The organism is Chromobacterium sp. LK11 (assembly GCF_001043705.1).
Taxonomy (GTDB): Bacteria; Pseudomonadota; Gammaproteobacteria; order Burkholderiales; family Chromobacteriaceae; genus Chromobacterium; species Chromobacterium alkanivorans.
The window spans coordinates 15,414-40,869 of record NZ_LDUR01000034.1; the positions used below are offsets into that span (position 1 = coordinate 15,414).

Annotated in this window: 24 protein-coding genes; 10 read left to right on the top strand and 14 right to left on the bottom strand. The window is 66.1% G+C overall.

The features are described from left to right. The 3 genes from VK98_RS18625 to VK98_RS18635 form a co-directional block, all read right to left on the bottom strand. A complete protein-coding gene (locus VK98_RS18625) occupies positions 1-1,359 on the bottom strand; it encodes an aspartate aminotransferase family protein (RefSeq protein ID WP_048415476.1) in 1,359 nt (452 codons plus the stop codon). Between the two features lie 158 nt (positions 1,360-1,517). After that, complete coding sequence (locus VK98_RS18630) at positions 1,518-1,730, bottom strand: sigma factor-like helix-turn-helix DNA-binding protein (protein ID WP_048415477.1); 213 nt, start codon at positions 1,728-1,730, stop codon at positions 1,518-1,520. A 188-nt stretch (positions 1,731-1,918) separates the two neighbouring features. Beyond that, positions 1,919-3,157, bottom strand: coding sequence for a TIGR03862 family flavoprotein (locus tag VK98_RS18635; protein ID WP_048415478.1), 1,239 nt, complete (start codon positions 3,155-3,157; stop codon positions 1,919-1,921). Positions 3,158-3,397: 240 nt separating this feature from the next. Between VK98_RS18635 and VK98_RS18640 the strand changes: the two genes are divergently transcribed. From VK98_RS18640 to rnk, 5 genes are all read left to right on the top strand, one after another. Beyond that, the gene (locus tag VK98_RS18640; protein WP_048415479.1) at positions 3,398-5,026 is read left to right on the top strand and encodes a methyl-accepting chemotaxis protein; all 1,629 of its coding nucleotides are present in this window, start codon (positions 3,398-3,400) and stop codon (positions 5,024-5,026) included. Positions 5,027-5,112: 86 nt separating this feature from the next. Continuing rightward, entirely contained in the window at positions 5,113-6,492 is a 1,380-nt protein-coding gene (gene dbpA, locus VK98_RS18645) for an ATP-dependent RNA helicase DbpA (RefSeq protein WP_048415480.1), read from the top strand. A gap of 67 nt (positions 6,493-6,559) precedes the next feature. Further along, on the top strand, positions 6,560-7,387 hold the full coding sequence (gene map, locus VK98_RS18650) for a type I methionyl aminopeptidase (RefSeq protein ID WP_255411671.1): 828 nt from the start codon (positions 6,560-6,562) through the stop codon (positions 7,385-7,387). Between the two features lie 156 nt (positions 7,388-7,543). Beyond that, a complete protein-coding gene (locus tag VK98_RS18655; protein ID WP_048415482.1) occupies positions 7,544-8,401 on the top strand; it encodes a flagellin in 858 nt (285 codons plus the stop codon). Positions 8,402-8,569: 168 nt separating this feature from the next. After that, on the top strand, positions 8,570-8,974 hold the full coding sequence (gene rnk, locus VK98_RS18660) for a nucleoside diphosphate kinase regulator (protein WP_048415483.1): 405 nt from the start codon (positions 8,570-8,572) through the stop codon (positions 8,972-8,974). 59 nt (positions 8,975-9,033) lie between these two features. Here rnk and VK98_RS18665 read toward each other — a convergent pair whose 3' ends face one another. The 3 genes from VK98_RS18665 to dnaB are packed head-to-tail and all read right to left on the bottom strand — an operon-like array spanning position 9,034 to position 11,387. Then, positions 9,034-9,642: an alpha/beta hydrolase gene (locus VK98_RS18665; RefSeq protein ID WP_048415484.1), complete on the bottom strand. Its 609-nt coding sequence runs from the start codon at positions 9,640-9,642 to the stop codon at positions 9,034-9,036. Next, a complete protein-coding gene (locus VK98_RS18670) occupies positions 9,642-9,950 on the bottom strand; it encodes a ferredoxin (protein WP_043590538.1) in 309 nt (102 codons plus the stop codon). The genes VK98_RS18665 and VK98_RS18670 overlap by 1 nt, the downstream gene beginning before the upstream one ends. 27 nt (positions 9,951-9,977) lie before the next feature. After that, positions 9,978-11,387: a replicative DNA helicase gene (dnaB, locus tag VK98_RS18675; protein ID WP_048415485.1), complete on the bottom strand. Its 1,410-nt coding sequence runs from the start codon at positions 11,385-11,387 to the stop codon at positions 9,978-9,980. 156 nt (positions 11,388-11,543) lie between these two features. Here dnaB and VK98_RS18680 point away from each other — a divergent pair, with 156 nt between their 5' ends. Continuing rightward, the gene (locus tag VK98_RS18680; protein ID WP_048415486.1) at positions 11,544-11,882 is read left to right on the top strand and encodes a nuclear transport factor 2 family protein; all 339 of its coding nucleotides are present in this window, start codon (positions 11,544-11,546) and stop codon (positions 11,880-11,882) included. Between the two features lies 1 nt (position 11,883). Here VK98_RS18680 and VK98_RS18685 read toward each other — a convergent pair whose 3' ends face one another. After that, positions 11,884-13,056, bottom strand: coding sequence for an NAD(P)/FAD-dependent oxidoreductase (locus tag VK98_RS18685; protein ID WP_082159130.1), 1,173 nt, complete (start codon positions 13,054-13,056; stop codon positions 11,884-11,886). A 118-nt stretch (positions 13,057-13,174) separates the two neighbouring features. On the opposite strand from VK98_RS18685, the gene VK98_RS18690 reads away from it, so the two are divergent. Continuing rightward, the gene (locus tag VK98_RS18690) at positions 13,175-13,759 is read left to right on the top strand and encodes a superoxide dismutase (RefSeq protein ID WP_048415487.1); all 585 of its coding nucleotides are present in this window, start codon (positions 13,175-13,177) and stop codon (positions 13,757-13,759) included. Between the two features lie 59 nt (positions 13,760-13,818). Here the strand turns inward: VK98_RS18690 and VK98_RS18695 are convergent, their stop codons facing one another. Genes VK98_RS18695 through VK98_RS18705 form a run of 3 tightly spaced genes read right to left on the bottom strand, consistent with a single transcriptional unit; the run spans position 13,819 to position 17,382 of the window. Next, positions 13,819-15,432: a GMC family oxidoreductase gene (locus tag VK98_RS18695; protein ID WP_048415488.1), complete on the bottom strand. Its 1,614-nt coding sequence runs from the start codon at positions 15,430-15,432 to the stop codon at positions 13,819-13,821. Next, complete coding sequence (locus VK98_RS18700; protein ID WP_048415489.1) at positions 15,429-15,953, bottom strand: twin-arginine translocation signal domain-containing protein; 525 nt, start codon at positions 15,951-15,953, stop codon at positions 15,429-15,431. Before VK98_RS18700 ends, VK98_RS18695 begins: the two co-directional genes overlap by 4 nt. Position 15,954: 1 nt before the next feature. Then, positions 15,955-17,382 carry a coniferyl aldehyde dehydrogenase gene (locus tag VK98_RS18705; RefSeq protein WP_048415490.1) on the bottom strand — a complete coding sequence of 476 codons (1,428 nt, stop codon included), beginning with the start codon at positions 17,380-17,382 and terminating at the stop codon, positions 15,955-15,957. Positions 17,383-17,484: 102 nt separating this feature from the next. On the opposite strand from VK98_RS18705, the gene VK98_RS18710 reads away from it, so the two are divergent. Continuing rightward, positions 17,485-18,669: a VWA domain-containing protein gene (locus VK98_RS18710; RefSeq protein ID WP_048415491.1), complete on the top strand. Its 1,185-nt coding sequence runs from the start codon at positions 17,485-17,487 to the stop codon at positions 18,667-18,669. Between the two features lie 159 nt (positions 18,670-18,828). Continuing rightward, on the top strand, positions 18,829-18,963 hold the full coding sequence (locus VK98_RS24380; RefSeq protein ID WP_255360665.1) for a hypothetical protein: 135 nt from the start codon (positions 18,829-18,831) through the stop codon (positions 18,961-18,963). Positions 18,964-19,054: 91 nt separating this feature from the next. On the opposite strand, the gene VK98_RS18715 is transcribed toward VK98_RS24380, so the two are convergent. From VK98_RS18715 to VK98_RS18730, 4 genes are all read right to left on the bottom strand, one after another. Next, positions 19,055-22,009 carry a DNA translocase FtsK gene (locus VK98_RS18715; RefSeq protein ID WP_048415492.1) on the bottom strand — a complete coding sequence of 985 codons (2,955 nt, stop codon included), beginning with the start codon at positions 22,007-22,009 and terminating at the stop codon, positions 19,055-19,057. A 191-nt stretch (positions 22,010-22,200) separates the two neighbouring features. After that, entirely contained in the window at positions 22,201-22,548 is a 348-nt protein-coding gene (locus VK98_RS18720; RefSeq protein ID WP_156187956.1) for a hypothetical protein, read from the bottom strand. A 224-nt stretch (positions 22,549-22,772) separates the two neighbouring features. After that, positions 22,773-23,399: a YbhB/YbcL family Raf kinase inhibitor-like protein gene (locus tag VK98_RS18725; RefSeq protein WP_048415494.1), complete on the bottom strand. Its 627-nt coding sequence runs from the start codon at positions 23,397-23,399 to the stop codon at positions 22,773-22,775. A 95-nt stretch (positions 23,400-23,494) separates the two neighbouring features. After that, complete coding sequence (locus tag VK98_RS18730; RefSeq protein ID WP_048415495.1) at positions 23,495-24,706, bottom strand: amino acid aminotransferase; 1,212 nt, start codon at positions 24,704-24,706, stop codon at positions 23,495-23,497. A gap of 208 nt (positions 24,707-24,914) precedes the next feature. Here VK98_RS18730 and VK98_RS18735 point away from each other — a divergent pair, with 208 nt between their 5' ends. After that, positions 24,915-25,193 (top strand): hypothetical protein, encoded by a 279-nt coding sequence (locus VK98_RS18735; protein WP_048415496.1) that lies wholly within the window; start codon positions 24,915-24,917, stop codon positions 25,191-25,193. The last annotated feature ends 263 nt before the right edge of the window (positions 25,194-25,456 follow it).

Here is a 25,456-nt window from a genome sequence, read left to right on the forward strand (position 1 = left end):
CTAAACCACCTCGCCGGCGAAGCCGTCCAGCGCCTCCAACAGGCGATCGACGTCGGCGAACTCGGTGTCCGGGCACAGCAGCAGCATATTGTGGAAGGGCGTGATCAGGAAGCCGCGGTTGAGCAGGTAAAGGTGGATGATGCGCTCCAGCTCCTCGTCCAGCATCGCCCCGGCCTCGCCGCCGTTGCGCGGCGGCTGCGGGGAAAACTGAAACTCGCAGCGCGCGCCGACCCGGCTCACGCACCACGGCAGCCGCCAACGCTCGATCCAGTCCTGCAAGCCGTCCGCCAGGTGCTGGGCCAGCGCGAACATCCGCTGATAGGCGGCGTCGCTCATCACCTCGGCCAGATTGGCGCGCATCGCCGCCGCGGCCAGCATATTGCCGCTCAGCGTGGTGCCGATGCCGGAATGGCCGGGCGCGGCGGCGCGCTTGGCGCGCTGCGCCCGCTCCGCCAGCTCGGCGCTGAAACCGTACACCGCGCACGGCAGGCCGCCGCCCAGCGGCTTGCCCAGCACCAGCGCGTCCGGCTGCAGGCCGTAAGCCGCGCCGTAGCCGCCCGGCCCGCTGCTGATGGTGTGGGTTTCGTCCAGCAGCAGATAGCTGCCGTAGCGGCGGATCAACTCCCGCGCCTCGCCCCAGAAGCCCGGCTCCGGCAGCACCATGCCGATATTGGTCATCACCGGCTCGGCCAGCACGCAGGCCACCCGCTCGTCGCGCAAGGCTCGCTCCAGCGCCTCCAGATCGTTGAACTCCACCACCCGGGTGTGCGCGGCCGGATCGTGCGTCTGGCCCAACAGGCTGGCGCGCGCCCTGGGCCGGCCGTCGGCCAGATCGACGAAGGCGTCGTCCACGGTGCCGTGGTAACAGCCGTTGAACACGATGATCTGGTCCCGGCCGCTGGCGGCGCGCAGCCAGCGCAGCGCGAAGCGGTTGGCGTCGCTGGCGCTGAGCGCGAACTGCCAGTGCGACAGGCCGAAGCGCCGCGCCAACTCCTCCGCCACCCATACCGCGTCCGCCGACGGCAGCATCGCGGTCAGGCCCCGCGCCGCCTGCTCGGCGATGGCGCGCGCCACCGGCGCCGGCGAATGGCCGAACATCGCGCCGGTGTCGCCCAGACAGAAATCCAGATATTCATGGCCGTCCGCGTCGCGCAGCCGCGCGCCTCGGGCCTCTTCCACGTAGAGATTGAACGGGGTGGACCAATCCGCCATCCAGTGCAGCGGCGCGCCGAACAGCAAGTGCTCGCCGCCGGCGGCGGACAGCCGCCGCGAACGCGGGCGCCGCTCGGAAAACATCGCCAGTTCCTGCCGGTGCAAGGCCTGGGCCTTGCCGAAATCGATGCCGTGACGCATAGCCATGAAGCTCTCCTTGGAAGGGAAGACTGCGCGTCAGTATATCCAGAAGCCGTGAACGGGGGCAGCGTCGCCGGCGCCGCCCGGCACAAGGAACAGCCGGTGGCCCGGACGCGACGAAGCCCGGCCTTGGCCGGGCTTCGCAGCCTCCGTGACGGCGGACTTCACAAGGGCAGATGGCCTGCCAGAGCGTTGATTTTTTGCAGCGCGCGGCGGAAACGGCTGTGCGCGCGGGACACGGTGGATTCGCTGATGTCCATTTGCTGGGCGGCGAAGTAGCCGGTCATGCCCTCCACCTCCATCAGCCACACCGCTTCGCGTGAGCGTTTTTTCAGGCCGATCAGATCGGCCACCTGGTTGAAATCGTCAAGTTTCATCGCGCTGTTCTCCTCAGGCGTTCGCCTTCGCATCATGACAATCCATGCAGTGGGCGGCTTTTTCGACAACGACGTGGCCGCGCGTTTCGCGCGGCACTACCAGTATAGAGACTTGCAAAAAAAATGCAGGCAAGGCTCCGTGTAAATACGCAGTCGCCGCCTATTGCGCTGGCGTGGACGCAACAGCCTCAGCCCTGCCGCATCCAGCGCAGCACTCCGCCTGCGGCGGCGCGCCCGGTGGAGAAGCAGGCGGTCAGCAGATAGCCGCCGGTGGGCGCTTCCCAGTCCAGCATCTCGCCGGCGCAGAACACGCCCGGCATCGCCTGCAGCATCAGATTGCCGTCCAGCGCGCCGAAAGTCACCCCGCCGGCGGTGCTGATCGCCTCGTCCAGCGGCCGCGGCGCCAGCAAACGCAGCGGCAAGGCCTTGATGCCCTCGGCCAGCTTGGCGGGATCGTTGAAGATCTCCTTGTCCAGGCATTCGCGCAACAGTCCCATGCGCACCCCCTTCAGGCCCAGCCGGCTCTGCAAATGGCTGGACATCGAGCGCGAGCCGCGCGGCCGCGCCACTTCGCCCAGAATGCGCTGCAAGCTCCAGTCCGGCATCAGGTCCAGATAGCACAAAGCCGCGCCGCTGCGCGCGATTTCATCGCGAATGGCGCCGGAGCAGGCGTAGATCAGATTGCCCTCCACGCCGCCGGCGGTGACGACGAACTCGCCGCGGCGGCTGAACGGATGGCCGACGGCCGGGTGGAACTGCAAAGTCACCGACTTCAACGGCGCGCCGGCGAACTTGTCGGCGAAGTATTCGCTCCAGCCGGCGTCGAAGCCGCAGTTGGACGGCTGCAGCTTGGACACCTCCACGCCGCGCTCGCGCAGCATCGCCGCCCAGCTGCCGTCCGAACCCAGCTTGCGCCAGCTGCCGCCGCCCATGGCCAGCACCACGGCGTCGGCCTCGGCCAGGCGCTCGCCGTCCGGCGCCGACAGCCGCAGGCGGCCGCACTCGTCCCAGCCCAGGAAGCGGTGGCGCACGTGGAAACTGACGCCCGCCTCGCGCAAGCGCGTCAGCCAGGAACGCAGCAGCGGCGCCGCCTTCATTTCCTTGGGGAACACCTTGCCGGAGCTGCCGATGAAGGTTTCTATGCCCAGGCCGTGCACCCAGGCGCGCACATGCTCGCCGTTGAACACGTCCAGCATCGGCCGCAACTCGGCGCTGCGCGCGCCGTAGCGTTGCACGAAGCTGGCGTGGGGCTCGGAATGGGTGATGTTCATGCCGCCCACGCCGGCCAGCAGGAATTTGCGGCCGACCGACGGCATCGCGTCGTAGACATCGACCCGCACGCCCGCCGCCGCCAATTGTTCGGCGGCGGCCAGGCCGGCCGGTCCGCCGCCGATGATGGCTACGCGGCGTCCGCTTGTGTCACCCATATACTGCGCTCCTTGAAATCCATGGTGATGAATGCGCCCGACTGCGGCGAGGGCGGGATTTTCACAGAAAACCGCCGCAAACCCAAGCCTAATCGTTTTAACTATAAGTTTGATTTAAACCAAAATTCCTACGTCATCAAATAACTACCATCGCGCTGCGACCCATTTCAATAAACCTATAGCGGCAATCGCGCGATTCTACAAACACACCGGGAGAACGGACCCTCCGTCCGCACACGCATGCGCAAATTTTCCGATTGGCCGATCTGGCTGAAACTGACCATGGCGGTATGGTGCTGCCTGGTCCTGGCCTGGAGCGGGCTGATTGCCTGGGAAACCAGCGTCAGTCGCGACATCGCGGTGGAGCAGGCGCAAGACCTGGCCCACAGCATGAATGAAATGACCATGGCCGGACTCACCGGCATGATGATCACCGGAACCGTGGGCCAGCGCGACGTTTTTCTGGACCAGATCAAGGAGTTGTCCGCGGTGCGCGACCTGCGGGTGATCCGCGGCCCGGCCGTCAGCAAGCAGTTCGGCCCCGGCAACGCCGGCGACAAGAATCTGAGCGGCGACGCGGTGGAGCAACAGGCGCTGCAGGACGGCAAGCCCCATATCCAGATCGAATCCACGCCGACGCTGGGCGAGCATCTGCGCGTGGTCTACCCGGCGCTGGCCTCGCGCAACTACTTGGGCAAGAACTGCATGATGTGCCACCAGGTGGCGGACAAGACGCCGCTGGGCGTGGTCAGCATGCGCGTCTCCCTGGAGAAGCCCTACGCCTCGGTCAGCCGCTTCCGCGACCAAAGCATTCTGTTCGCCATCCTGGCCTCGCTGCCGCTGATGGCAGTGGTATTCCTGCTGGCGCGCCGCCTCGTTACCCGGCCGCTGCAGGCGATGTCGGCCGGCCTCGCGGAGCTGGCCCAGGGCGAAGGCGACCTGACGCGGCGGCTGCCAGTGCGCAGCCGCGACGAGATCGGCGACACCGCGCAGCGCTTCAACCAGATGCTGGCCGCCATCGCCGAGCTGGTGCGCCATGTCGGCGCCTCCGCCGGCGCGGTGTCTCAGTCCTCGCGCCAACTGGCCGACGGCGCCGCCCACCTGGCGGAAAGCTCCCACAGGCAAAACCGCCAATCCCAATCCGCCGCCGGCGCGGTGGAGCAACTGGCCAGCCATATCGGCGAAATCGCCGGCAAGGCGGAGGACGTCAGCGCCGAAGCCGACCAGAGCCTGCAACGCTCCGAGGACGGCCGCGCCAGCCTCAGCCAGCTGCAGCGCGAAGTCGGCCAGGTGGAGCAGGCGGTGCGGCTGATGGCGCAGGCGGAAACCGAGCTGGCCAGCTCCACCGCCAGCATCACCAATATGACCAAGGAAGTGCGCGAAATCGCCGAACAGACCAATCTGCTGGCGCTGAACGCGGCGATCGAGGCGGCGCGCGCCGGCGAACAGGGCCGCGGTTTCGCGGTGGTGGCCGACGAGGTGCGCAAGCTGGCGGAGAAGTCTGCCCGTTCCGCCAGCGAGATCGACGCCGTGACCGGCGCGCTCAATCAAAAGACCGACGCGGTGCGCGCCGCGGTCAACGCCGGCCTGTCCTCGCTGGCCGCCAGCCGCCAGTCCGCCGACAGCGTGTCCAGCGTGCTGGACGCCGCGAACCAATCGGTGGCCGAAGTGCGCCAGGGCCTGCGTCAGATCGTCGCCGTCACCGAACAGCAGCGCGCCGCCAGCCAATCGGTGACCGGCAGCATCGACGCCATCGCCGAGATGGCGCAAACCAACGATCAGGAGATAGGCCAGACGGTGAACGCCGCCGAACAACTGGAGCACCTGGCGCAGCGGTTGACGGAATCGGTGTCCCGCTTCACTGTCTGAACGCCGCCGGCGGCGACATCCGATTTGGCCGTTGGCCGCCGGCCTGTTACACTCGCAGCCCGATACCGTAATACGCCCAAGTCATTGTGAAAAAAGCCGCTTTCTCCACCCTGCCCCTGCCCGCCGCCCTGTTGTCCAATCTGGACAGCCTGGGTTACCACAGCATGACCGCCATCCAGGCCGCCAGCCTGCCGGCGATCCTGAACGGCGAGGACCTGATCGCCCAGGCCAAGACCGGCAGCGGCAAGACGGCGGCTTTCGGCCTCGGCATCCTCGCGCGGCTGAATCCGCGCTGGTTCGGCGTGCAGGCGCTGGTGCTCTGCCCCACTCGCGAACTGGCCGACCAGGTGGCGCAGGAAATCCGCCGGCTGGCGCGCAGCATAGACAATATCAAGGTAGTGACCCTGACCGGCGGCAGCCCGATGGGGCCGCAGATCGGCTCGCTGGAACACGGCGCCCACATCGTGGTGGGCACCCCGGGCCGGCTGCAGGACCACCTGTTCCGCGGCTCGCTCAATCTGTCCGGCGTCAGCACCCTGGTGCTGGACGAGGCCGACCGCATGGTGGACATGGGCTTCATCGAAGAAATCGTCGGCATCGTGCGCGCCTGCCCGCGCCAGCGCCAGACCCTGATGTTCTCCGCCACCTATCCGGAAAACATCCGCAAGATCAGCGCCCAGTTCATGCGCCGGCCGCAGGAAATCCAGGTGGAGTCGCTGCACGGCGGCGAACGCATCGAACAATGGTTCTACAAGATCAAGCCGGAACAGCGGCTGGAAACCGTCACCACCATCCTGCAACACCTGCGCCCGACTTCCGCGCTGGCCTTCTGCAACACCAAGGAGCGCTGCAAGGAACTGGTGCGCGACCTGCAGGCGCGCGGCTTCAGCGCGCTGGCGCTGTACGGCGACCTGGAGCAGCGCGAACGCGACCAGATCCTGCTGCGCTTCGCCAACAAGAGCGCCACCGTACTGGTGGCCACCGACGTCGCCGCGCGCGGCCTGGACATCAAGGAGCTGGATCTGGTGATCAACGTCGACGTCACCCATGATCCGGAAATCCACATTCACCGCATCGGCCGCACCGGCCGCGGCGAGGCGATGGGCCTGGCGCTGACCCTGGCCGCCGACAACGACGACAAGCGGCTGGCGCTGATCGAAGACTATCAGCAGGCGCCGCTGACCTGGGCCAAGCTGGAACAGCTGACCCCGGCCCCCGGCGGCCCGCTGCTGCCGCCGATGCAAACGCTGGAAATCGCCGGCGGCAAGCGCGAAAAACTGCGCCCCGGCGACATCCTCGGCGCGCTGACCGGCGACGCCGGCTTTGCCGGCGCCCAGATCGGCAAGATCAACATCTTCGAATTCGCCAGCTTCGTGGCGCTGGACCGCGCCATCGCCGAACAGGCGCTGGAACGCCTGGCCGCCGGCAAGATCAAGGGCAAGCAGTTCAAGATGCGCCTGATTTGAACGCCGACGCGCCCCCCGGACCGACAAGCACTGCCGGGCCGGGGGCGTTTTTGCTAGAATAGGTCTCATTAGCCGCAGACACGCACATCACCAGAATCCCATGAGCATCCAACTGAAAAACGCCCAAGACATCGAAAAGATGCGGATCGCCGGCCGCCTGGCGTCGGAAGTCCTCGACTACATCACCCCCTTCATCAAGCCCGGCGTCACCACCGAAGCCATCGACAAGCTCTGCCACGACTACATCGTCAATGAGCAGGGCGCGATCCCGGCGCCGCTGAACTACGCGCCGGACGGCCACAACCCGTACCCCAAGTCGGTGTGCACCTCGGTCAACCACGTGATCTGCCACGGCATCCCCAATGACAAGCCGCTGAAAAGCGGCGACATCATGAACCTGGACGTCACGGTGATCAAGGACGGCTACCACGGCGACACCAGCCGCATGTACCACGTGGGCAACGTCAGCGAGCACGCCCGCCGCCTGTCCCGCATCACCTATGAATGCATGTGGCGCGGCATCGACAAGGTCAAGCCGGGCGCCACGCTGGGCGACATCGGCTACGCCATCCAGCAACACGCGGAAAACTCCGGCTACAGCGTAGTGCAGGAATTCTGCGGCCACGGCATCGGCACGAAATTCCACGAAGAGCCGCAAGTGCTGCACTACGGCCGCCCCGGCACCGGCTTGGAGCTGCAGGCCGGCATGATCTTCACCATCGAGCCGATGATCAACCAGGGCAAGCGCCATCTGCGCATGCTGGGCGACGGCTGGACCGTGGTCACCAAGGACCGCAGCCTGTCCGCGCAATGGGAACACACCGTGCTGGTCACCGACAGCGGCTACGAAATCCTGACCCAGTCCGCCGGCACTCCGCCCAAGCCCGGCAAATAAGCCAGACAAACCATCATCAGCCCGGCGCCGCCGGGCTTTTTCACGCCCATGCCCGCGCCATCGGCCGCGGCGCGACTTTACCCAAAAGCCGGCTTGCCCTGTCCCGCGCGCTTTCTTACACTGAAGAAGTTAAACCACATCCAGCGGGAGCCGGCCATGGCACTGACCATCAATAGCAATCTGAGCGCGCTGCAGGGGCAGAACCAGCTGAATCAGACCCAGAAAGCCAAAGACAAGCTGCTGGCCCAACTCTCCGCCGGCAAGACCACCAACAGCGCCGCCAACAACCCGGCCAACGCCGCCATTTCCGAGGCGCTGCTGGCCCAGATCAACGGCAACAACCAGGCGATCAACAACGCCAACGACGGCATCTCGCTGGCGCAGACCGCCGACGGCGCCCTCAATCAGCTGCAAAGCAACACTCAGCAAATCCAGGAGCTGGCGATCCAGGCCGGCAACGGCGCGCTCAGCGCCAGCAACCGCCAGGCGCTGCAACAGCAGGTGGACCAGCTGACCCAGGCCAATTCCGCCATCGTGCAGAGCACCGAATTCAACGGCACGCAGTTGCTGAACAGCAACGCCTCCACCACCTTCCAGGTGGGCCCCAACGGCAGCGCGGACAACCAGGTCAACATTGCCGGCGTCAATCTGGCCGCCGCGCCGGCCAGCGGCGGGCTGAACAGCTACAACGCCAATCTGAACGCCACCGGCACCATAGACATCAGCACCCAGGCCGGCGCGCTGGCCGCCCAGCAAAGCACCAACGCCGATCTGAACACCCTGGCCAACACCCGCAGCACTCTGGGCTCGATCAGCAATCGTTTCGAGGCCAGCATCAACAATCTGCAAACCGCCTCGGTCAACACCGCCGCCGCCAACAGCCGCATCAGCGACACCGACTTCGCCGCCGCAAGCGCGCAGCTGGCCGCCAAACAGATCCTGGGCCAGACCGGACTCGCCGCCCAGGCCCAGGCCAACGTCGGCCCGCGCGCGGCGCTGTCGCTGCTGGGCTAAAGCGCAAGGCCGGGGCTCCCCCGGCCCAAAGCCCAGTATTAGCGGCGATTGCGCCGCCAAGCCTTGTTACACGCGGTTACAAGCGATATCATTGGCACACACGCTTTTCGCGCACTAAATCATCGGGCACCCCCTGCGGTGCCCTTTGTCTATCTGAAGGAGTTGCATATGTCGACAAGCCCGGCCATCACGGTGTCCTCCCTGGACTATGAGCGCCTCGCCGCGCTGCTGGAGGATTGCGAGAGCGGCCACCCCACCGCGGCCGCGCTGGAAGCCGAGCTGGAGCGCGCCGATGTGGTGGAGCCCTCCGCCATGCCCGCCGGCATCATCACCATGAACAGCTGCGCGCGGGTCAAGCTGGACAATGCCCAGGAAAAAACCCTGACCCTGGTCTACCCGCGCGAAGCGGACAGCGAACAGGGCAAGATCTCGGTGCTGGCGCCCATAGGCGCCGCGCTGCTCGGCCTGTCCGCCGGCCAGAGCATAGACTGGCCGACTCCGGCCGGCAGCATCCGCCTGAACGTGCTGGAAGTCACCTACCAGCCAGAAGCCGCGGGCGAACTGCACCGCTGATAAAAAAACCGGCCATCGCATGGATGACCGGTTTTTTTGCGCCGGAATCCGGCGGCGCCTTACCAACAGCGTTGAATCGTCTGCGCCAGCTGCACCAGCCGGCCATGAAAGAAATGGCCGGCTCCGGGAAACACCACCACCGGCAAGCCTTGCGGCCGGGCCCAATCCATCACCGCGGACAGCGGAATCACCTCGTCCTCCTCGCCGTGAATCAGCAATGTGTCGGCCGGCACCTCCGGCGTCGGGGTCTCGTACTTGCCCACCGCCACGCCCATCAGCAGCAATTTGTCCGCCTCGATGCGCGCGCGGGTGCGCGCCGCGACGAAGCCGCCAAAGGAGAAACCGGCTAGCGCCAGCGGCAGATCGCCCTGCTCGCCGCGCGCATGCTCCACCACCGCGATCACATCCTCCACCTCGCCCAGGCCAAAATCATGCTGGCCTTCGCTGTCGCCCACGCCGCGCAGATTCGGGCAATAGCAGACATAGCCCAGCTGCGACAAGGCCTTGGCCGCGGTCTGCACCACCTTGTTGGTGTTGGTGCCGCCCTGCAAGGGATTGGGATGGCAGATCACCGCGATGCCGCGCGCCTCGCCCTGCGCCGCCACCACGATGGTTTCCAGACCGCCGGCCGGACCGGCCACCACTTGCTTGTTCATCGCCTTCAACATCAGATTTTCAGCCTTTCCACCACGCGCCCGCCCACCATGTGCTCGGCGACGATTTCGTCGATGTCCTCCTTGTCGACGAAGGTGTACCAGGTCTCCTCCGGGTACACCACCATCACCGGGCCGTCGTCGCAGCGCCCAAGACAGCCCGCCTTGTTGACGCGGATCTTGCCCTCGCCGGCCAGGCCCAGCGCCTTGACCTTGTCCTTCATATAGCCCAGCAACTCGCTGGAACCGTGATTGTTGCAGCAATCCTCGCAGCCGGCGCGCTGATTGCAGCAGATGAATACATGCTTGTCGAAAAAGCTCATGGAATGCCTCGTATGCTCACGGAACCGTTAGGAGTCGTTATCTGCCCAGCCGCTAACGCCCAAGGTGGCGGCGTTGTCGAACTTGGCGTACTTGCCGACGAAGGCCAGCCGCACCGCGCCGGTAGGACCGTTACGGTGCTTGCCGATGATGGCCTCGGCCAGACCCTTCACTTCCTGGTTCTCCGGGTTGTAATACTCTTCCCGGTACATGAAGACGATCAAGTCGGCATCCTGCTCGATGGCGCCGGATTCCCGCAAGTCCGACATCATCGGCCGCTTGTTGGGGCGCTGCTCCACCGCCCGCGACAGCTGGGACAGCGCAATCACCGGCACCTGCAACTCCTTGGCCAGGCCTTTCAGACCGCGCGAAATCTCGCCCAGCTCGGCGGTGCGGTTGTCGCCGCGGCCCGAACCCGACATCAGCTGCAAGTAGTCGATCACGATCAGGCCCAGCTTGCCGCCGTGCTGGCGCGCCAGTCGGCGCGCGCGCGCGCGCACTTCCAAGGCGGTTAGCGCCGCGGTTTCGTCGATGTACATCGGCGCCTCGGACAACTTGCCTATCGCGTAAGTCAGCTTCTGCCAGTCGTCGTCGCCCAGCTTGCCGGTGCGCAGGGTGTGCTGATCCAGCCGGCCCACCGAGCCCAGCATACGCATCACCAGCTGCGCGCCGCCCATCTCCATGGAGAACACCGCCACCGGCAGGTGCTGCTCCACCGCCACGTGCTCGGCGATGTTCATCGAGAACGCGGTCTTGCCCATGGACGGACGTCCGGCGACGATGATCAGGTCGCCCGCTTGCAGGCCGGAAGTCTTGGCGTCCAGATCGATGAAGCCGGTAGGCACGCCGGTGACCTCGTCCGGGTTCTCGCGGCTGTAAAGCATGTCGATGCGCTCGACCACTTCTTTCAGCAAGCCCGGCATCTCCAGGAAGCCCTGCTTGGCCTTGGCGGTGGATTCGGCGATCTGGAACACCTTGCCCTCGGCTTCGTCCAGCAGCTGCGAGGCGTCGCGTCCCATCGGCGCGTAAGCGGCCTCGACGATCTCGGTGCCCACCAGCGCCAGTTGGCGCATGATGGAACGCTCGCGCACGATCTCGGCGTAACGGCGGATATTGGCGGCCGACGGCGTGTTCTGCGCCAGCGTGGCCAGGTAGGACAGGCCGCCGACATTGCCCAGCTCGCCGTTCTTGTCCAGGCTCTCGGAAACGGTGACCACGTCCGCGGGACGCGCCAGTTCCACCAGCCTGGCCACATGCTTGTAAATCAGCCGGTGGTCGTGGCGGTAAAAGTCCGCCTCGGACACCACGTCGGCGATCTTGTCCCAGGCGCTGTTGTCCAGCAACAAGCCGCCCAGCACCGATTGCTCGGCTTCGATCGAATGAGGCGGCGTGCGGATCGCCGCCATCTCGCTGTCAAAATTCTCGTACGATTCAGTCATGTAGACTCGGAGTGATGGCGCGGCCTGGCCGCGCGAATGAAGCAAGCCTGGATCAGGCAAAACCGGATTTTAACCCGAAACCGCCGCTCGCTGAGCATGCGTTGACAAGCGCCCCGCGCGGCCCCAGCATCGAAAGCTCTTTCAACAGGAGCCGCCATGACGCCCGCCGCCCTCGTCCAACAACAACTCGACGCCTACAACCAACGCCAGCTGGAGCCCTTTCTCGCCGTCTACGCCGACGACGTGACGGTATACCGGCTGCCCGGCTCGGAACCCAGCCTGCAAGGCAAGGCCGCGCTGGGCTACTTCTACGCCACCCAGCGCTTCACCCTGCCCGGCTTGCACGCGGAATTGGTCAAGCGCATCGAGCTCGGCAACAAGGTGATAGATCACGAGCGCGTCAGCGGCGTGAGCGAGCAGCCCTTCGAGGTGGCCGCCGTCTACGAGATCGTCGCCGGCAAGATCCAGACCGTATGGTTCCTGGCGGCGGACTGAATCAGCAGTTCATCCCGGCCACATAGCCGGACGACCAGGCCCACTGGAAATTGTAGCCGCCCAGCCAGCCGGTGACGTCCACCACTTCGCCGATGAAGAACAGACCGGGCGCCGCGTTGGCCATCATGGTCTTGGACGACAAGGCCTTGGTCGACACCCCGCCCAGCGTCACCTCGGCCTTTTTATAGCCCTGGGTGCCGTTGGGCTTGACGCGCCAGCCGTGCAGCCGTTCGGCCAACTGCTGGCGCTGCTTGGGCGACAAGTCCTTCAGCCGCTTATTGAAGCCCTCGCGCTCCAGCCAGGCCTCGGCGAAACGCTTGGGCCAGCCGAACTCGGCCAGCGCGTTGGCGATCAACTGCTCGCTGCCGGCCCTCTGCTCCAGCCAGGCGGCGGCGTCGGCGTCCGGCAACAGGTCCAGCTCCAGCGTCGTGCCCGGCTGCCAATAGGACGACGCCTGCAGGATGGCGGGACCGGACACGCCCTTGTGGGTGAACAGCACGTTCTCGCGGAAACGGCCCTTGCCGGCGCGCGCCTCCACCTCCAGCGACACGCCGGCCAGCGGCGCGAAGGCCTCCGCGTCTTCCACGTGAAAGGTCAGCGGCACCAGGGCCGGCGTCAGCGACGTCAGCTCCAGGCCGAACTGCTCGGCCAGCTGGTAGCCGAACGGCGTCGCGCCTATCTGCGGAATCGACAGGCCGCCGGTGGCCACCACCAGCGACGCCGCGCGAAAGCCGCCGGCGCTGGTGTCCAGCGCGAAACCGTCCGCCTCCCGGCTCACCTGCAAAATCTGCGTCTCCATGCGTCTGTCCACTCCGCCCAGCCGGCACTCCTCGTCCAGCATCGCGATGATGCGCTCGCTGCCGTCGTCGCAGAACAGCTGGCCCAGCTTTTTCTCGTGGTAGCCGATGCCGTGGCGCTCGACCATGGCGATGAAATCCTGCGGCGTGTACTGCGCCAGCGCCGAACGGCAGAAATGGGGATTTGCCGACAGATAGCAGTCGAAACGGGCGTGGAGATTGGTGAAATTACAGCGGCCGCCGCCGGAAATGCGGATCTTCTCGGCCAGCTTGCGCGCATGGTCCAGCAACAGCACGCGCCGGCCGCGTTGGCCGGCGGTGGCCGCGCACATCAGGCCGGCGGCGCCTGCGCCGATGACGATAACATCGTACTGCAACGGTTTTCATCCTTACTTTACTTTTTTAGTCAACTATTGGCGAGCAGCGGCTGAATCCAGTAAACTTGCGGATAAAGCATCCGCTTATGCGGCTTACTTTCTCAACAAGGAGAGCATAATGGAACACAAACTGCCGGAACTGCCGTACGCGCTGGACGCGCTTGCCCCGCACATTTCCAAGGAAACCCTGGAATTCCACTACGGCAAGCACCATCAGACCTACATCACCAACCTGAACAACCTGATCAAGGGCACCGAGTTCGAAAACGCCTCCCTGGAAGAGATCGTGAAGAAATCCTCCGGCGGCATCTTCAACAACGCGGCCCAAGTCTGGAACCACACCTTCTACTGGCTGGGCTTCGCTCCCAACGCCGGCGAAGAGCGCAAGCCCAGCGGCGCGCTGGCCGACGCCATCAACGCCAAATGGGGTTCCTACGACGAATTCAAGAAAGCCTTCACCCAGACCGCCATCGGCACCTTCGGTTCCGGCTGGGCCTGGCTGGTGAAGAACCACGACGGCTCGCTGGACCTGGTATCCACCAGCAACGCCGCCACCCCGCTGACCACCGACAAGAAGCCGCTGCTGACCTGTGATGTGTGGGAGCACGCGTATTATATCGATTACCGCAACAGCCGCCCGAACTATATGGACAGCTTCTGGAAGCTGGTGAACTGGGACTTCGTCGCCAAGAACTTCGCCTGATTCGCCGCTGCCCGGCAGCGCGACGACAAAAGGGACCTCGCGGTCCCTTTTTTCTTGCCTCAGCCCCCCGTCCCCCGCATGCGCCGCAAAAGCGCCGCCACCGAGCGCAGCGCAAAGGCGTAGACCGACAGCTGCGGATTCGCGCCGACGCTGCTGGGAAACACCGAGCCGTCCACCACGGTCAGATTGTCCAGCTGCCAATGCCGCCCCCACTCGTCCACCACCCCGGACTCGGCGTCGCCCGACATCGCCAGCCCTCCCATCACGTGGGCGCTGACCACCTTGGCCAGCAAGGGCTTGAGCGCCAGCCCGGCTATCATGCTCCGGGCCTCGCTCCAGCTGCGGGCGAGACCCGCCTGCTCGTGCACCGTCAGCACCTGCCGCGCGCCGGCGGCGAACTGGATCTCCGCCATGCTCAGCCAGGCGCGGCGCGCGCCCTCCCACAACGCATCGTTCAAGGGATAGTCCAGCTCCGGCGAGCCGTCGCCGCGCAAGCGCACCTGGCCGCCGCGGCTGTCCGGGTGGAAGCCGTCGCGCAACAGGGCCAGCGTCGCGTGCAGATGCGGCAGCCGGCGCATCAAGGCCGCCTGGCCGGCGCCGAAGCCAGGAAAGGTGATGCCGGCCAGCAAGGGATGGATGGGCGGCACTTCCAGCTTGTAGCCCAAGGGCCCGTCCAGCGCGTGGACATGCATGAAGTGATCGCTGTACACCGTTTGCGGCGCGCCGTTGAACGGCTCCACCGGCTCCGGCATCAAGGCCGTGGACAACACCACCGGGTGCAGAAAGGTCCGCGCCCCGGTATGGCCTCCCGGATCGATCAGGCCGCTGCGCAGCAGGATGGCCGGCGAGCCGATGGCGCCGGCGGCCAGCACCACCTGGGCCGCCTTCACCTTGAAGCGGCGTCCGGTCTCGCCGACTCCGTCCGCAGCCAGAAAGCGGCCCTCCAGCCCTTCCAGCCGGGTTCTGCCGGCATTGGCGCGCAAGCGGTCCACCCGCGCGCGGCTGATCAGCCTGGCGCCGCGCTCCAGCGCGGCGGGTATCGCCGTCACCAGCATCGACTGCTTGGCGTTGGTGGGACAGCCCATGCCGCAATAGCCCAGATTCCAGCAGCCGCGCACATTGCGGCGGATGCGCGCGTGGGCGATGCCCAGGGCCTCGCAGCCGCGGGCCAGCGCCGCGTTGTTGGGGTTCGGGTCCGGCAGCCAGTCGGCGACGCCCAGCCGCGCCTCCGCCTGCTCGAACCACGGCCTCATCGCCTCCTCGCCGACCCCGCTCAACCGGTGCCGCTCCCGCCACCAGCGCAAGGTGTCCGGCGGCGCGCGGAAGGAACTGGTCCAGTTGACCACGGTGCTGCCGCCCACGGCCCGGCCCTGCAAGATGGAAATCCCCTTGTCCGCCGTCTTGCGGCTGGCGGACTCCTGATACAGCTCCGGATAGGCCTTGGCCTCCAGCAGGCGGAAGTCGCGCGAACTGTACAAGCCGCCTTCCTCCAGCAGCAACACGTCCAGTCCGGCCGCGGCCAATTGCTCGGCCGCCATGCCTCCGCCGGCGCCGCTGCCGACGATCACCACGTCGGCCCGCAGCTCCAGATCGGGCAAGGTCGCGCCGTCCAGCGCCTTCCAGCCCGCGGCGAGGCCGGCGGCCACCGGATCGGGTATCGTCGCGCGGCTCACGGCAACATCTCCATCACCGCCGCCGGCTGTCGATAGCCCAGCGCCGGCCAACTGGCCGGATTGCCGTACCAGGCGGCGTTCAGCAATTGGTGCAAGGCCTGGTAGCCGCTGCGCAGCAAGGGAAACACGCTGCCGCGCCAGCGCCGCAGAAAGGCGGCGATGTCCTCGGCCGACGCCTGTCGCCACGGCGCGGCCACGCCGGCGATCCAGCGCCGTCCCCAAGGGTTGCCGAGCAGGTCCAGCAGCTGGCGCAACTCGGCCCGCATCGCCGGCGGCAAGCCGGCCACCGCGCGATCCACGCCGCGCACCACCTCCTCGGGCGGCGCGACGCCCGGGCCCAGCGCGACCGGGGCGATCGCCGCCAGCAACTGAGCGTCCCGTGGCGTCAAGACGCGCAGTTTCAAGGGCCTGGCCCAATCCTCGGCCGGACCGTCAGGCTGCGGCGAGGCCAGCAGCGTGGCCAGCGCCAAGGCGGCGGCGCCGCCCAGGCCGGTTTTGAGCAACTGGCGGCGGCTCAGCATCTCAGCGCAGCATCCATTTCAACAGCCGCTCCACGCCGGCGCCGTAAGGCGCGCGCGTCAAGGCGGTGCCGGCCCAGCGGCTCTGGCGGAACACCGGCTTGAGTTTGGAAAACGCCATGAAACCCTCCTTGGCGTGGCAATGCCCCATGCCGGACGGACCGACGCCGCCGAAAGGCAGGTCCTCCTGCACCACCTGCAGGGCGATGTCGTTGACCGCCACCCCGCCCGACACGGTTTCGCGCAAGGTCTTCTCGATGCGCAGCGCGTCCGTGTCGAACAGGTACAGAGCCAGCGGCCGCGGCCGCGCGTTGACGTAGGCCAGCGCCTCGTCGAACTTGTCGTAGCTCAGCACCGGCAGTATCGGCCCGAAAATCTCCTCTCGCAGCAAGGTGGCGTCCTCCGGGCAGCCCTGCACCAGGGTCAGCGGGAATTTGCGGCTGGGCCGCCAGTCCTCCGCCGCCGGATTGATCTGCTCCACCTCGGCGCCGGCCGCGCGCGCCTCGTCCAGCCATTGCAGCAGCCGCTGACAATGCCGCTCGTTGATGATGGCGCTGTAATCGGGATTGTCCGCCAAAGTGGGATAAGCGCGGCGCGCCGCCCGCCGCAGCTCGTCCAGCAGCGCGGCGCGGTCCTTGTCGTTGACCAGCACATAGTCCGGCGCCACGCAGGTCTGGCCGGCGTTCAGCATCTTGCCGGCGACGATGGCCTCCGCCGCCTGGCGCAAATCGGCGCCCCGGGCGACGATCACCGGCGATTTGCCGCCCAGCTCCAGCGTCACCGGCGTCAGGTTCTCCGCCGCCGCGCGCATCACGTGGCGGCCCACCGCGGTGGAGCCGGTGAAGAACAGATGGTCGAAAGGCAGCCTGGTGAAATCCTGCGCCAGCTCGGCGTCGCCGTTGACCACGGCCATCACCTCGGGCCCCAGATAGCGTTCGGCCAGGCGCTGCAGCAGCGCGCCGGTCGCCGGCGTATATTCCGACATCTTCACCATCACCCGGTTGCCGGCCGCCAGCGCAGACACCACCGGCCCCAGCGCCAGGAACAAGGGGTAGTTCCACGGCACCACCACGCCGATGACGCCCAAGGGCTGCGGCATCACGCTATTGCCCGCCGGCTGGAACCACAGCGACACCCCGCGCCGCTCCGGCCGCATCCAGCGCCGCAGACGCCGGCGCGCGTAACGTATCGCCTCCAGAGAGGGGAAAAGCTCGGCCAACCGGGTTTCCACCGCGCTGCGGTGGCCGAAGTCCTGGCTGACCGCGTCGACGAAAGCCTGGCGATTGTCCTGCAACATGCTCTCCAGGCGCTTGAGCCATTCCTGGCGCAGTTCCAGCGGCGGAAACGCTGAGGCCCGGCTGAGGCGGTACAGGCGGGAAAACTCCGCTTGCAGATGATCATCCCGGCAAATGGGCATGGCGGCGGCATTCATTGTATTATCCTTAGGATAGCAGTATCCGAACGATTGTTTAGAGCCGTAGCTCTAAAACAAGAATATCACCGCCCATCCACGCTGTCACCTTCTAGCCGCGCCATGTTGATCGATTTTTTTTACGCCCTGCGCGAGGCCGGCCTGCCGGTTACGCTGAAAGAATTCCTCACCTTGCTGGAGGCGCTGCAAAAACGCGTCGCCTTCGGCGATCTTGACGCCTTCTACTACCTGGCGCGCACCGCGTTGATCAAGGACGAGAAACACTTCGACCGCTTCGACCAGGTGTTCGGCAGCCATTTCAAAGGCCTGTCGCAATCGCTGGACGAGCTGAAAACCGGCATCCCGGAAGACTGGCTGCGCAAGCAAGTGGAGAAGCACCTGTCCGACGAGGACAAGCGTCGACTGGAGGCGCTGGGCTGGGAGCAGTTGATGGACACCCTGCGCCAGCGGCTGCAGGAACAGCAGGAACGGCACCAGGGCGGCAATAAATGGATAGGCACCGGCGGCACCAGCCCCTTCGGCGCCTACGGCTACAATCCGGCCGGCATCCGCATCGGCCAGAACGAATCGCGCCACCGCCGCGCGGTGAAAGTGTGGGACCAGCGCGAATTCCGCAACTTCGACGACTCGGTCGAACTGGGCACCCGCAACCTCAAGATCGCCCTGCGCCGGCTGCGCGAGTTCGCCCGCGACGGCGCCGAGGAAGTGCTGGACCTGGACGCCACCATCGCCGCCACCGCCGGCAAGGCCGGCATGCTGGACCTGCGCATGCAGCGCGAGCTGCGCAACGCGGTCAAAGTGCTGGTGTTGTTCGACGTCGGCGGCTCGATGGACGACCACGTCAAGGCCTGCGAGGAGTTGTTCTCGGCGGTGAAATCCGAGTTCAAGCATCTGGAGTATTTCTACTTCCACAACTGCGTCTACGAAGCGGTGTGGAAGGACAACGCCCGCCGCCACACCCAGACCTTGTCCACCTGGGACCTGATTCACACCTTCGGCGGCGATTACAAGCTGATCATCGTCGGCGACGCCACCATGAGCCCCTACGAAATCAGCTATCCGGGCGGCAGCGTCGAGCACATGAACCAGGAGGCCGGCGAAGTCTGGCTGCGCCGCCTGCTCGAGCATTTCAAGCACGCCGCCTGGCTCAACCCGGTGCCGGAAGCGCACTGGGACTACACTCAGTCGCTGCACATGCTGCGCCAGCTGATGTCAGGGCGCATGTACGGGCTGACGCTGCAGGGCATCGATCAGGCGATGCGCGCGCTGAAGCGCAGCGCGTCTTGAATTTTAACTTTCCGACACAAATTATTACTTGAGCTTGCGGCGGCTTGTGTTCCAGAATGAAATCACAGGGGGCCGCCATAGACGACTTTGCTTCCAGGCCTGTTCGCCGGCAATCGTCTTCATCAACAAGTTAGCACTCAAGCCTCGGGGAGCCATGCCATGGAAATTTTGCTTTTATTCGCCCTCATCGCCGCTGTGGTCGTCGTCGCCAAGCTGTTGAGCGGCCCGGTGGAAGACCAGGACCAACTGGCTCCGATCCGCATCCGCGACGATCAGGACCAGCGCCGTCGCTGACCCCCGTCCCAAACAGAAGAAATGAAAAAGCGCGCCGAATCCGGCGCGCTTTTCTTTATGGCGGCAACAAGTCGGGCGCGTTCACGCCGCCTCACAGCTCGCGCTGCGGCACCAGCACCGTCCGGTTGCCGTTGCTTTCCATCGGACTGACGATGCCCGCGGCCTCCATTTCCTCGATCAGCCGCGCGGCGCGGTTATAGCCTATGCGCAGATGGCGCTGCACCGAGGAAATCGACGGTTTGCGGGTGCGCATCACGATTTCCACCGCCTCGTCGTACAGCGGATCGCTTTCCGTCGCCGCCTGCGCCTTGGCCGTGGCCGCGGCGGACTCCTCCTCCGCCTCGCTTTCGCCGGTCAGCAGGCCTTCCACGTAGTCGGGCTCGCCGAACTGCTTCAGATGCTCGACGATGGCGTGCACTTCGTCGTCGGTGACGAAGGCGCCGTGCACCCGCTGCGGATAGCCGGTGCCCGGCGGCAGGAACAGCATGTCGCCCTGGCCCAACAGGCTTTCCGCGCCCATCTGATCCAGAATGGTGCGGCTGTCCACCTTGCTGGACACCTGGAAGGCGATCCGCGTCGGGATATTGGCCTTGATCAGGCCGGTGATCACGTCCACCGACGGCCGCTGGGTGGCCAGGATCAGGTGAATGCCGGCGGCGCGCGCCTTCTGCGCCAGGCGAGCGATCAATTCCTCGATCTTCTTGCCGGCCACCATCATCAGGTCGGCGAACTCGTCCACCACCACCACGATGAAGGGCAACGCCTCCAGCGGCTCCGGCGTTTCCGGCGTCAGGCTGAACGGGTTGCCGATGCGCTGGCCCATGGCTTCGGCCTCGCTCACCTTGTCGTTGTAGCCGGCCAGATTGCGCACGCCCAGCGCGCTCATCAGCCGATAGCGGCGCTCCATCTCGCCCACGCACCAGTTCAGCGCGTTGGCCGCCAGCTTCATATCGGTGACCACCGGCGCCAGCAAGTGCGGAATGTCGTTGTACACCGACAGCTCCAGCATCTTGGGATCTATCATGATGAAGCGCACTTCGTCCGGCCGCGCCTTGTACAGCATGGACAGAATCATCGCGTTGACGCCCACCGACTTGCCGGAGCCGGTGGTGCCCGCCACCAGCAGGTGCGGCGCCTTGGCCAGGTCCATCGCCACCGGCTGGCCGGTGATGTCCTTGCCCAGCGCCAGGGTCAGGCGCGAACGCGGCTGCTGGAACACCTCGGAGGAGAAAATCTCGGACAAGCGGATCATCTGGCGCTTGGGATTGGGCAGCTCCAGACCCATGCAGGTCTTGCCGGGTATGGTTTCCACCACCCGGATCGCCGCCAGGCCCAGCGCGCGCGACAAATCCTTCATCAGGTTGACCACCTGATTGCCGCGCACGCCCACCGCCGGTTCCACCTCGTAGCGGGTGATCACCGGGCCGGCGTAGGCGTCCACCACGCTGACCTTGACCTTGAACTCGGCCAGCTTTTCCTCGATGACGATGCCGCGCTCCAGCAATTCCTCTTCCGAGCACGTCACCGTCGCCTCGTCCGCCGGACGCAGCAAGTCCAGGCCCGGCAAACCGTAATCGTCGTACACCGGACGCGGCTTGGGCGGCGCCGGCTCGGCGGCCAGCTCTACCTGCTGCTGCGCCTGTTGCGCCCAAGCCTCGGACTCCGGAGCCGCGTCCCAAGGCGGGCTCGCCTCCTCCGGCGCCTGGTCCGGCGTCGCGACGGCGGCAGGCGCGTCGATCAAGACCCAGGGCATCGGCTTGGCGGCCAGTTGCTGCGCAGCGGCGGCCACCGAAGGCGGCTCCGCCGGCACGCTCTCGCGCTGCACCACGGCCGGTTTTTCCTCGTCCTGCACCAGCACAGAGCGAGTCTGCGGCCAGCGCCACGGCGCCGGCTCGGCGGCTCGCGGCGCGTCCGCTTCGGGGAGGGCCGGCTCAGGCGGCCTTGCCGCGACGACGACCGGCGTCGGCTCGGCCGGGCGCGCCGGCGGCGCGGCGAAAACGGCGGGCTCGGACTCCACGGGCGCTAACGGAGGCCAATCGGCCTCGACGGCGATTGCAGGCTCCGCTGGCGCATCGAAAACTGAGGCGACCAAAACCTCGGGCTCGGCCAGCGCCTCCTCCGCGACGGCCTCAAGCGCCTCCGGCATCGCGGCGGGCAGGTCGGGCGCGGCGGCAAAGGCGACGATTTCAGGCTCGGCCGGCGGGTCGAGCGGATCGGGCGTCTGGGCGAAGGCGACGATTTCAGGCTCCAGCGGCGGCGCAGACGGCCGCGCCGGCGCCAGCCAGCCGTGTTGCGCCGGCCGCGCGCTGGCCGGCAACTCATGCCGCACGACGGGAGGCGGCACGATTTGCGGCTCCGCCGCTTCCTGTGGCTTGACGGCAAGGGGGCGAATGGCGGCGGACGGCGGCGCGGCCATGGTTTTGCCGCGCTTGGAATGAATGTGGCGCAACTGCTCGCGCACCTCGCTGGGCTCAATCACCGGCAAGGACGCGCCGCCCTGCTCCTTGGCGTTCTGCGTCAGCACCCGGGAGGCCTGACGGCGGCGATAATCCGTTTGCAGATTATGCTGCAGCTCATGCAGGCCGATCACCGGGAGATCCTTGGCCTGTGCCGGCTCCGACGACGGCGGACGCGCGCGCTTGCGGTATTCCCGGGAAAGTTCCAGCGTCGGCAACTCCGGCTTGGCCTGAGGCGGCTCGGCCTGCCGCTTCGGCAAGACTATGGTTTCGCGCTCAGCCTCGGCCGGCGGCGCTTCGCGTTCCGAAGGCGGCGGCGCGGCGGCCCGGGCCGGCTCCGGCTCGACTTGAGCGGGAGCTTCGGCGCGCGGCGGCGTCGGCTCGATCCGCGGCCGGCTCCAGGACTCCGCGGCGTTCCGCCCGTCGTCGGCCTCCTCCGCGAAGTAGTCCGGCTCGTGCCGCTCCGTCGGCGACATGCCCAACAAGCGATCCAGCTTTTGGGTCCATTCGGACAGGACGACACGGCCGGTATACACCAGCCAAGCCAGCGCACCCAGCACCAACAGCAGCACACACAGCACAAACCACACAGTTCACAACCTCTGACGATGTCGAAAATTAACGGCCGAGCCCCAACCCGATGTCGGCCCGGCTGCGGCGATTGTACCGTTTTTTATAGCGTTCGCGGCAGGCGCGCGTGGACGATGAGCGCTCCGGCGGAGAAAAAAATTAAGCCGCGGCGTGACGCGGCGGCTTAATTCCTGCGGATGGCGAAAGCGAACTAGGCGGCCAGTTGCAAATACCCCTGCAGTTGACCATTGGCCAATAGGCGGCGCAGATGGCTGCCCGGCGTGGGGCCGGCGTAGGCGACGCCGGCCTGCTTGCAACGCAAGACCTGTCCGGTGGCCAGGGTGACCAGCTCCATTTCCAACACCCAGGCCTGGACGTCGTCCACGCCTTCGATTTCCGGCTCCAGCGTTGCGGTCAGCCGATAGCGGCCGTCGCCGGAATTCACATCCAACAAGCCCATCAGCCCCAGATTGTTGCGCACATCGGCATCGTCCGCGTCAAAAGCGCCCGTCGCCAACGCGGCGGCTGGCAGCTTGTCCTTAACAGTGTTTGCAACCATGACAGTTAATCCCCTTTGATGTTGTTATCGTTTGCCGCCTTGGGCTGGCCGCGGCTCAAAGCGCCGCGCGGGCGCGGGCCACTGAATTAAATCAGCCGCGGAGACAGTAAACGCCGCAACATCATGCTGCATTTCATTGGCTCACTGCAATCCCTTGCCAGACGCCTCGGCGTGGGGAGATGGACAAACTGTCCTTTTTGCCACTTCTTTACATTGCGGGACGGTTACAGCAAACGCGGATTCAGCGTATAGCGGCCGCTCAGGCTCGCCGACGCCAGCACATGGCCGGACAAGGCAGCCATGATGCCGGCCGGCGTCAGCGCGCCGGCCACCGGCAGGCTGGCCACGTCCAAGGCGTACACGGTGAAGACATAGCGGTGCTCCAGGCTGTCGTTCCACGGCGGGCAGGGACCGTCGTAGCCGTAGTAGTCGCCGGCCATCGCCGCGTCGCCGGCGAACCAGCCGGTGTAGTCGTTGACGCCGTGGCGCAGGCCTTGCGGCGCGCCCGGGCCGCTCTTGCCGCGCGCGCTCACGCCCGCGCTGTGGCCGCCCTCGGCGATCTCGCTCTGTTCGGCAGGGATATCCAGCAGCAGCCAGTGGTAGAAGTCCACCCGCGGCAGATCCGTCGGCACCTCCCTGCCCTCCTGGTTGACGTCGTCGCCGCGCGACGGCACGTCCGGATCATGACACACCAACGCGAAGGAACGCGTGCCCGCCGGCGCTCCGCCCCAGGCCAGATGCGGATTGAGGTTGTCGGACAGCGCGACGTGGCTGTCGGCGTCCGGCACGCAGAAGGCCAGGCGGCCCGGAATGCGCTCCCCGTCTTGAAAGCTGCGGCTGTGCAATTGCATGAGTCTGCTCCTCGACTACGGCCGACAAGCGGCCAATTGAAAAAAAGCCCCGACCGGCGGGGCTTTGCAATGCTTGAGGTCAAAACCGGCCAGGCTTAACCCGCCTTCACCACCTGGGCGATGGCGGAAGCCACATAGGCCAGGTTCTTGCTGTTCAAGGCCGCCAGGCAGATGCGGCCGGTGGACACCGCGTAGATGCCGAAATCGGCGCGCAGGCGCTCCACTTGGGCCGCGCTCAGGCCGGTGTAGGAGAACATGCCGCGCTGCTGGGCGACGAAGGAGAAGTCCTGGGCCACGCCCTCGGCCTTGATCGCCTCGACCAGGCCGACGCGCATCGCGCGGATGCGGTCGCGCATGCCGGCCAGCTCGTCTTCCCACATCTGGCGCAGTTCCGGATTGGACAGCACCGCGGCTACTACCGCGCCGCCGTGAATCGGCGGGTTGGAGTAGTTGGTGCGGATCACGCGCTTGAGCTGGGACAGCACGCGCGCCGACTCCTCCTTGCCGGCGGTGACGATGGACAAGGCGCCCACGCGCTCGCCATACAGCGAGAAGCTCTTGGAGAAGGAGCTGGAGACGAAGAACTGTAGGCCGGAGGCCGAGAACAGGCGCACGGCGACGGCGTCGGCGTCAATGCCGTCGGCGAAGCCCTGGTAAGCCATGTCCAGGAAGGGCACCAGGCCGCGTTCGCGGCAGACTTGCACCACCTCGGCCCATTGCGCGTCGGACAGATCGGCGCCGGTGGGGTTGTGGCAGCAGGCGTGCAGCACGATTACGGAACCGGCCGGCAACTGGGCCAGGAAGGCGCGCATGCCGTCGAAATCGACGCCGCGGGTGGCCGCGTCGTAATACGGATAGTTCTCCACCTCGAAACCGGCGGATTCGAACAAGGCGCGGTGGTTCTCCCAGCTGGGGTTGCTGATGTAGACCTTGGCCGCCGGGTTCAGGCGCTTCAGGAAGTCCGCGCCGATTTTCAAGGCGCCGGTGCCGCCCAAGGCCTGGGCGGTCACCACTTGACCCGCCTTGATCAACTCGCTGTCCGCGCCGAACAGCAGGTTCTGCACCGCGTTGTCGTAAGCCTGGGCGCCTTCGATCGGCTGGTAGCCGCGCGGCGGCATGGCCTCAAGACGCGCCTTCTCCGCCGCCTTCACCGCCGCCAACAGCGGAATCTTGCCGTTGTCGTCGGAATAAACGCCGACGCCCAGGTTCACCTTGGTGGTGCGGGTGTCGGCGTTGAATGCTTCGTTCAGGCCCAGGATAGGGTCGCGCGGCGCCAGTTCTACGGCGGAGAAGATCGAAGAGGTCATGCAAGGCTCCATTACTTTACGCAACAACCGGCCAAAAGCTCGCGCCCTGGCCGGCTGGACAAGAAAAACCGGATGGCCACAGTCTAACATGGAGAGCCGTTCTCCGGGCCCTCATCCGTCGCCGCCGCGTTTTGACAGCGCGACGCCCGGCCATTACCCTGACATCAGCCACCCAAGCATACTTGCGGCAGCCACAGGAGCATGACTCATGAAAAAAGGCATCTTGCTGTTCTGGCCCTCCTTCATCATCGCCATCCTGGCGACAGGGGTGTTCTTTTCCATTTTCGATCCGGCCGAGCTCAGCCTGCACGGCAAGATCCTGTTCAACGACAAGCTCTCGGCCTATTCGGTGTTCTTCCTGGTCAGCTGGGCCTTCGGCGCGCTCAACACCAGCATCGTGCTGCTGCTGGAAAAGAACGCCCGCGAACTGAACGGCTTCACGCCGCCGCCGGTGGTGATACCGGAAGACGACGTCGCCCAGCCCTAAGAACCTGTTTACGATCTGCTGCGCTTCGGCGATACAGCGTTGAAAACATCTTCGAAATGCTCATGTACCAACCGTACACTCCGCTTTTTCGGTCGTTTTCGCCTTGTCTCGCTCTTGCTCGCGAGATCGTAAACAGGCTCTAAGACCCGCTAACAAAACCCCTGATCCTGCGTTGCGCCTCCTTGTCGTACTACGGGTACTGTAGCTTCGCAGAAACTTCGTTTTCTGCGTCGGCGCGCCTTGGCTCAGCTTCTCTGCGTGGT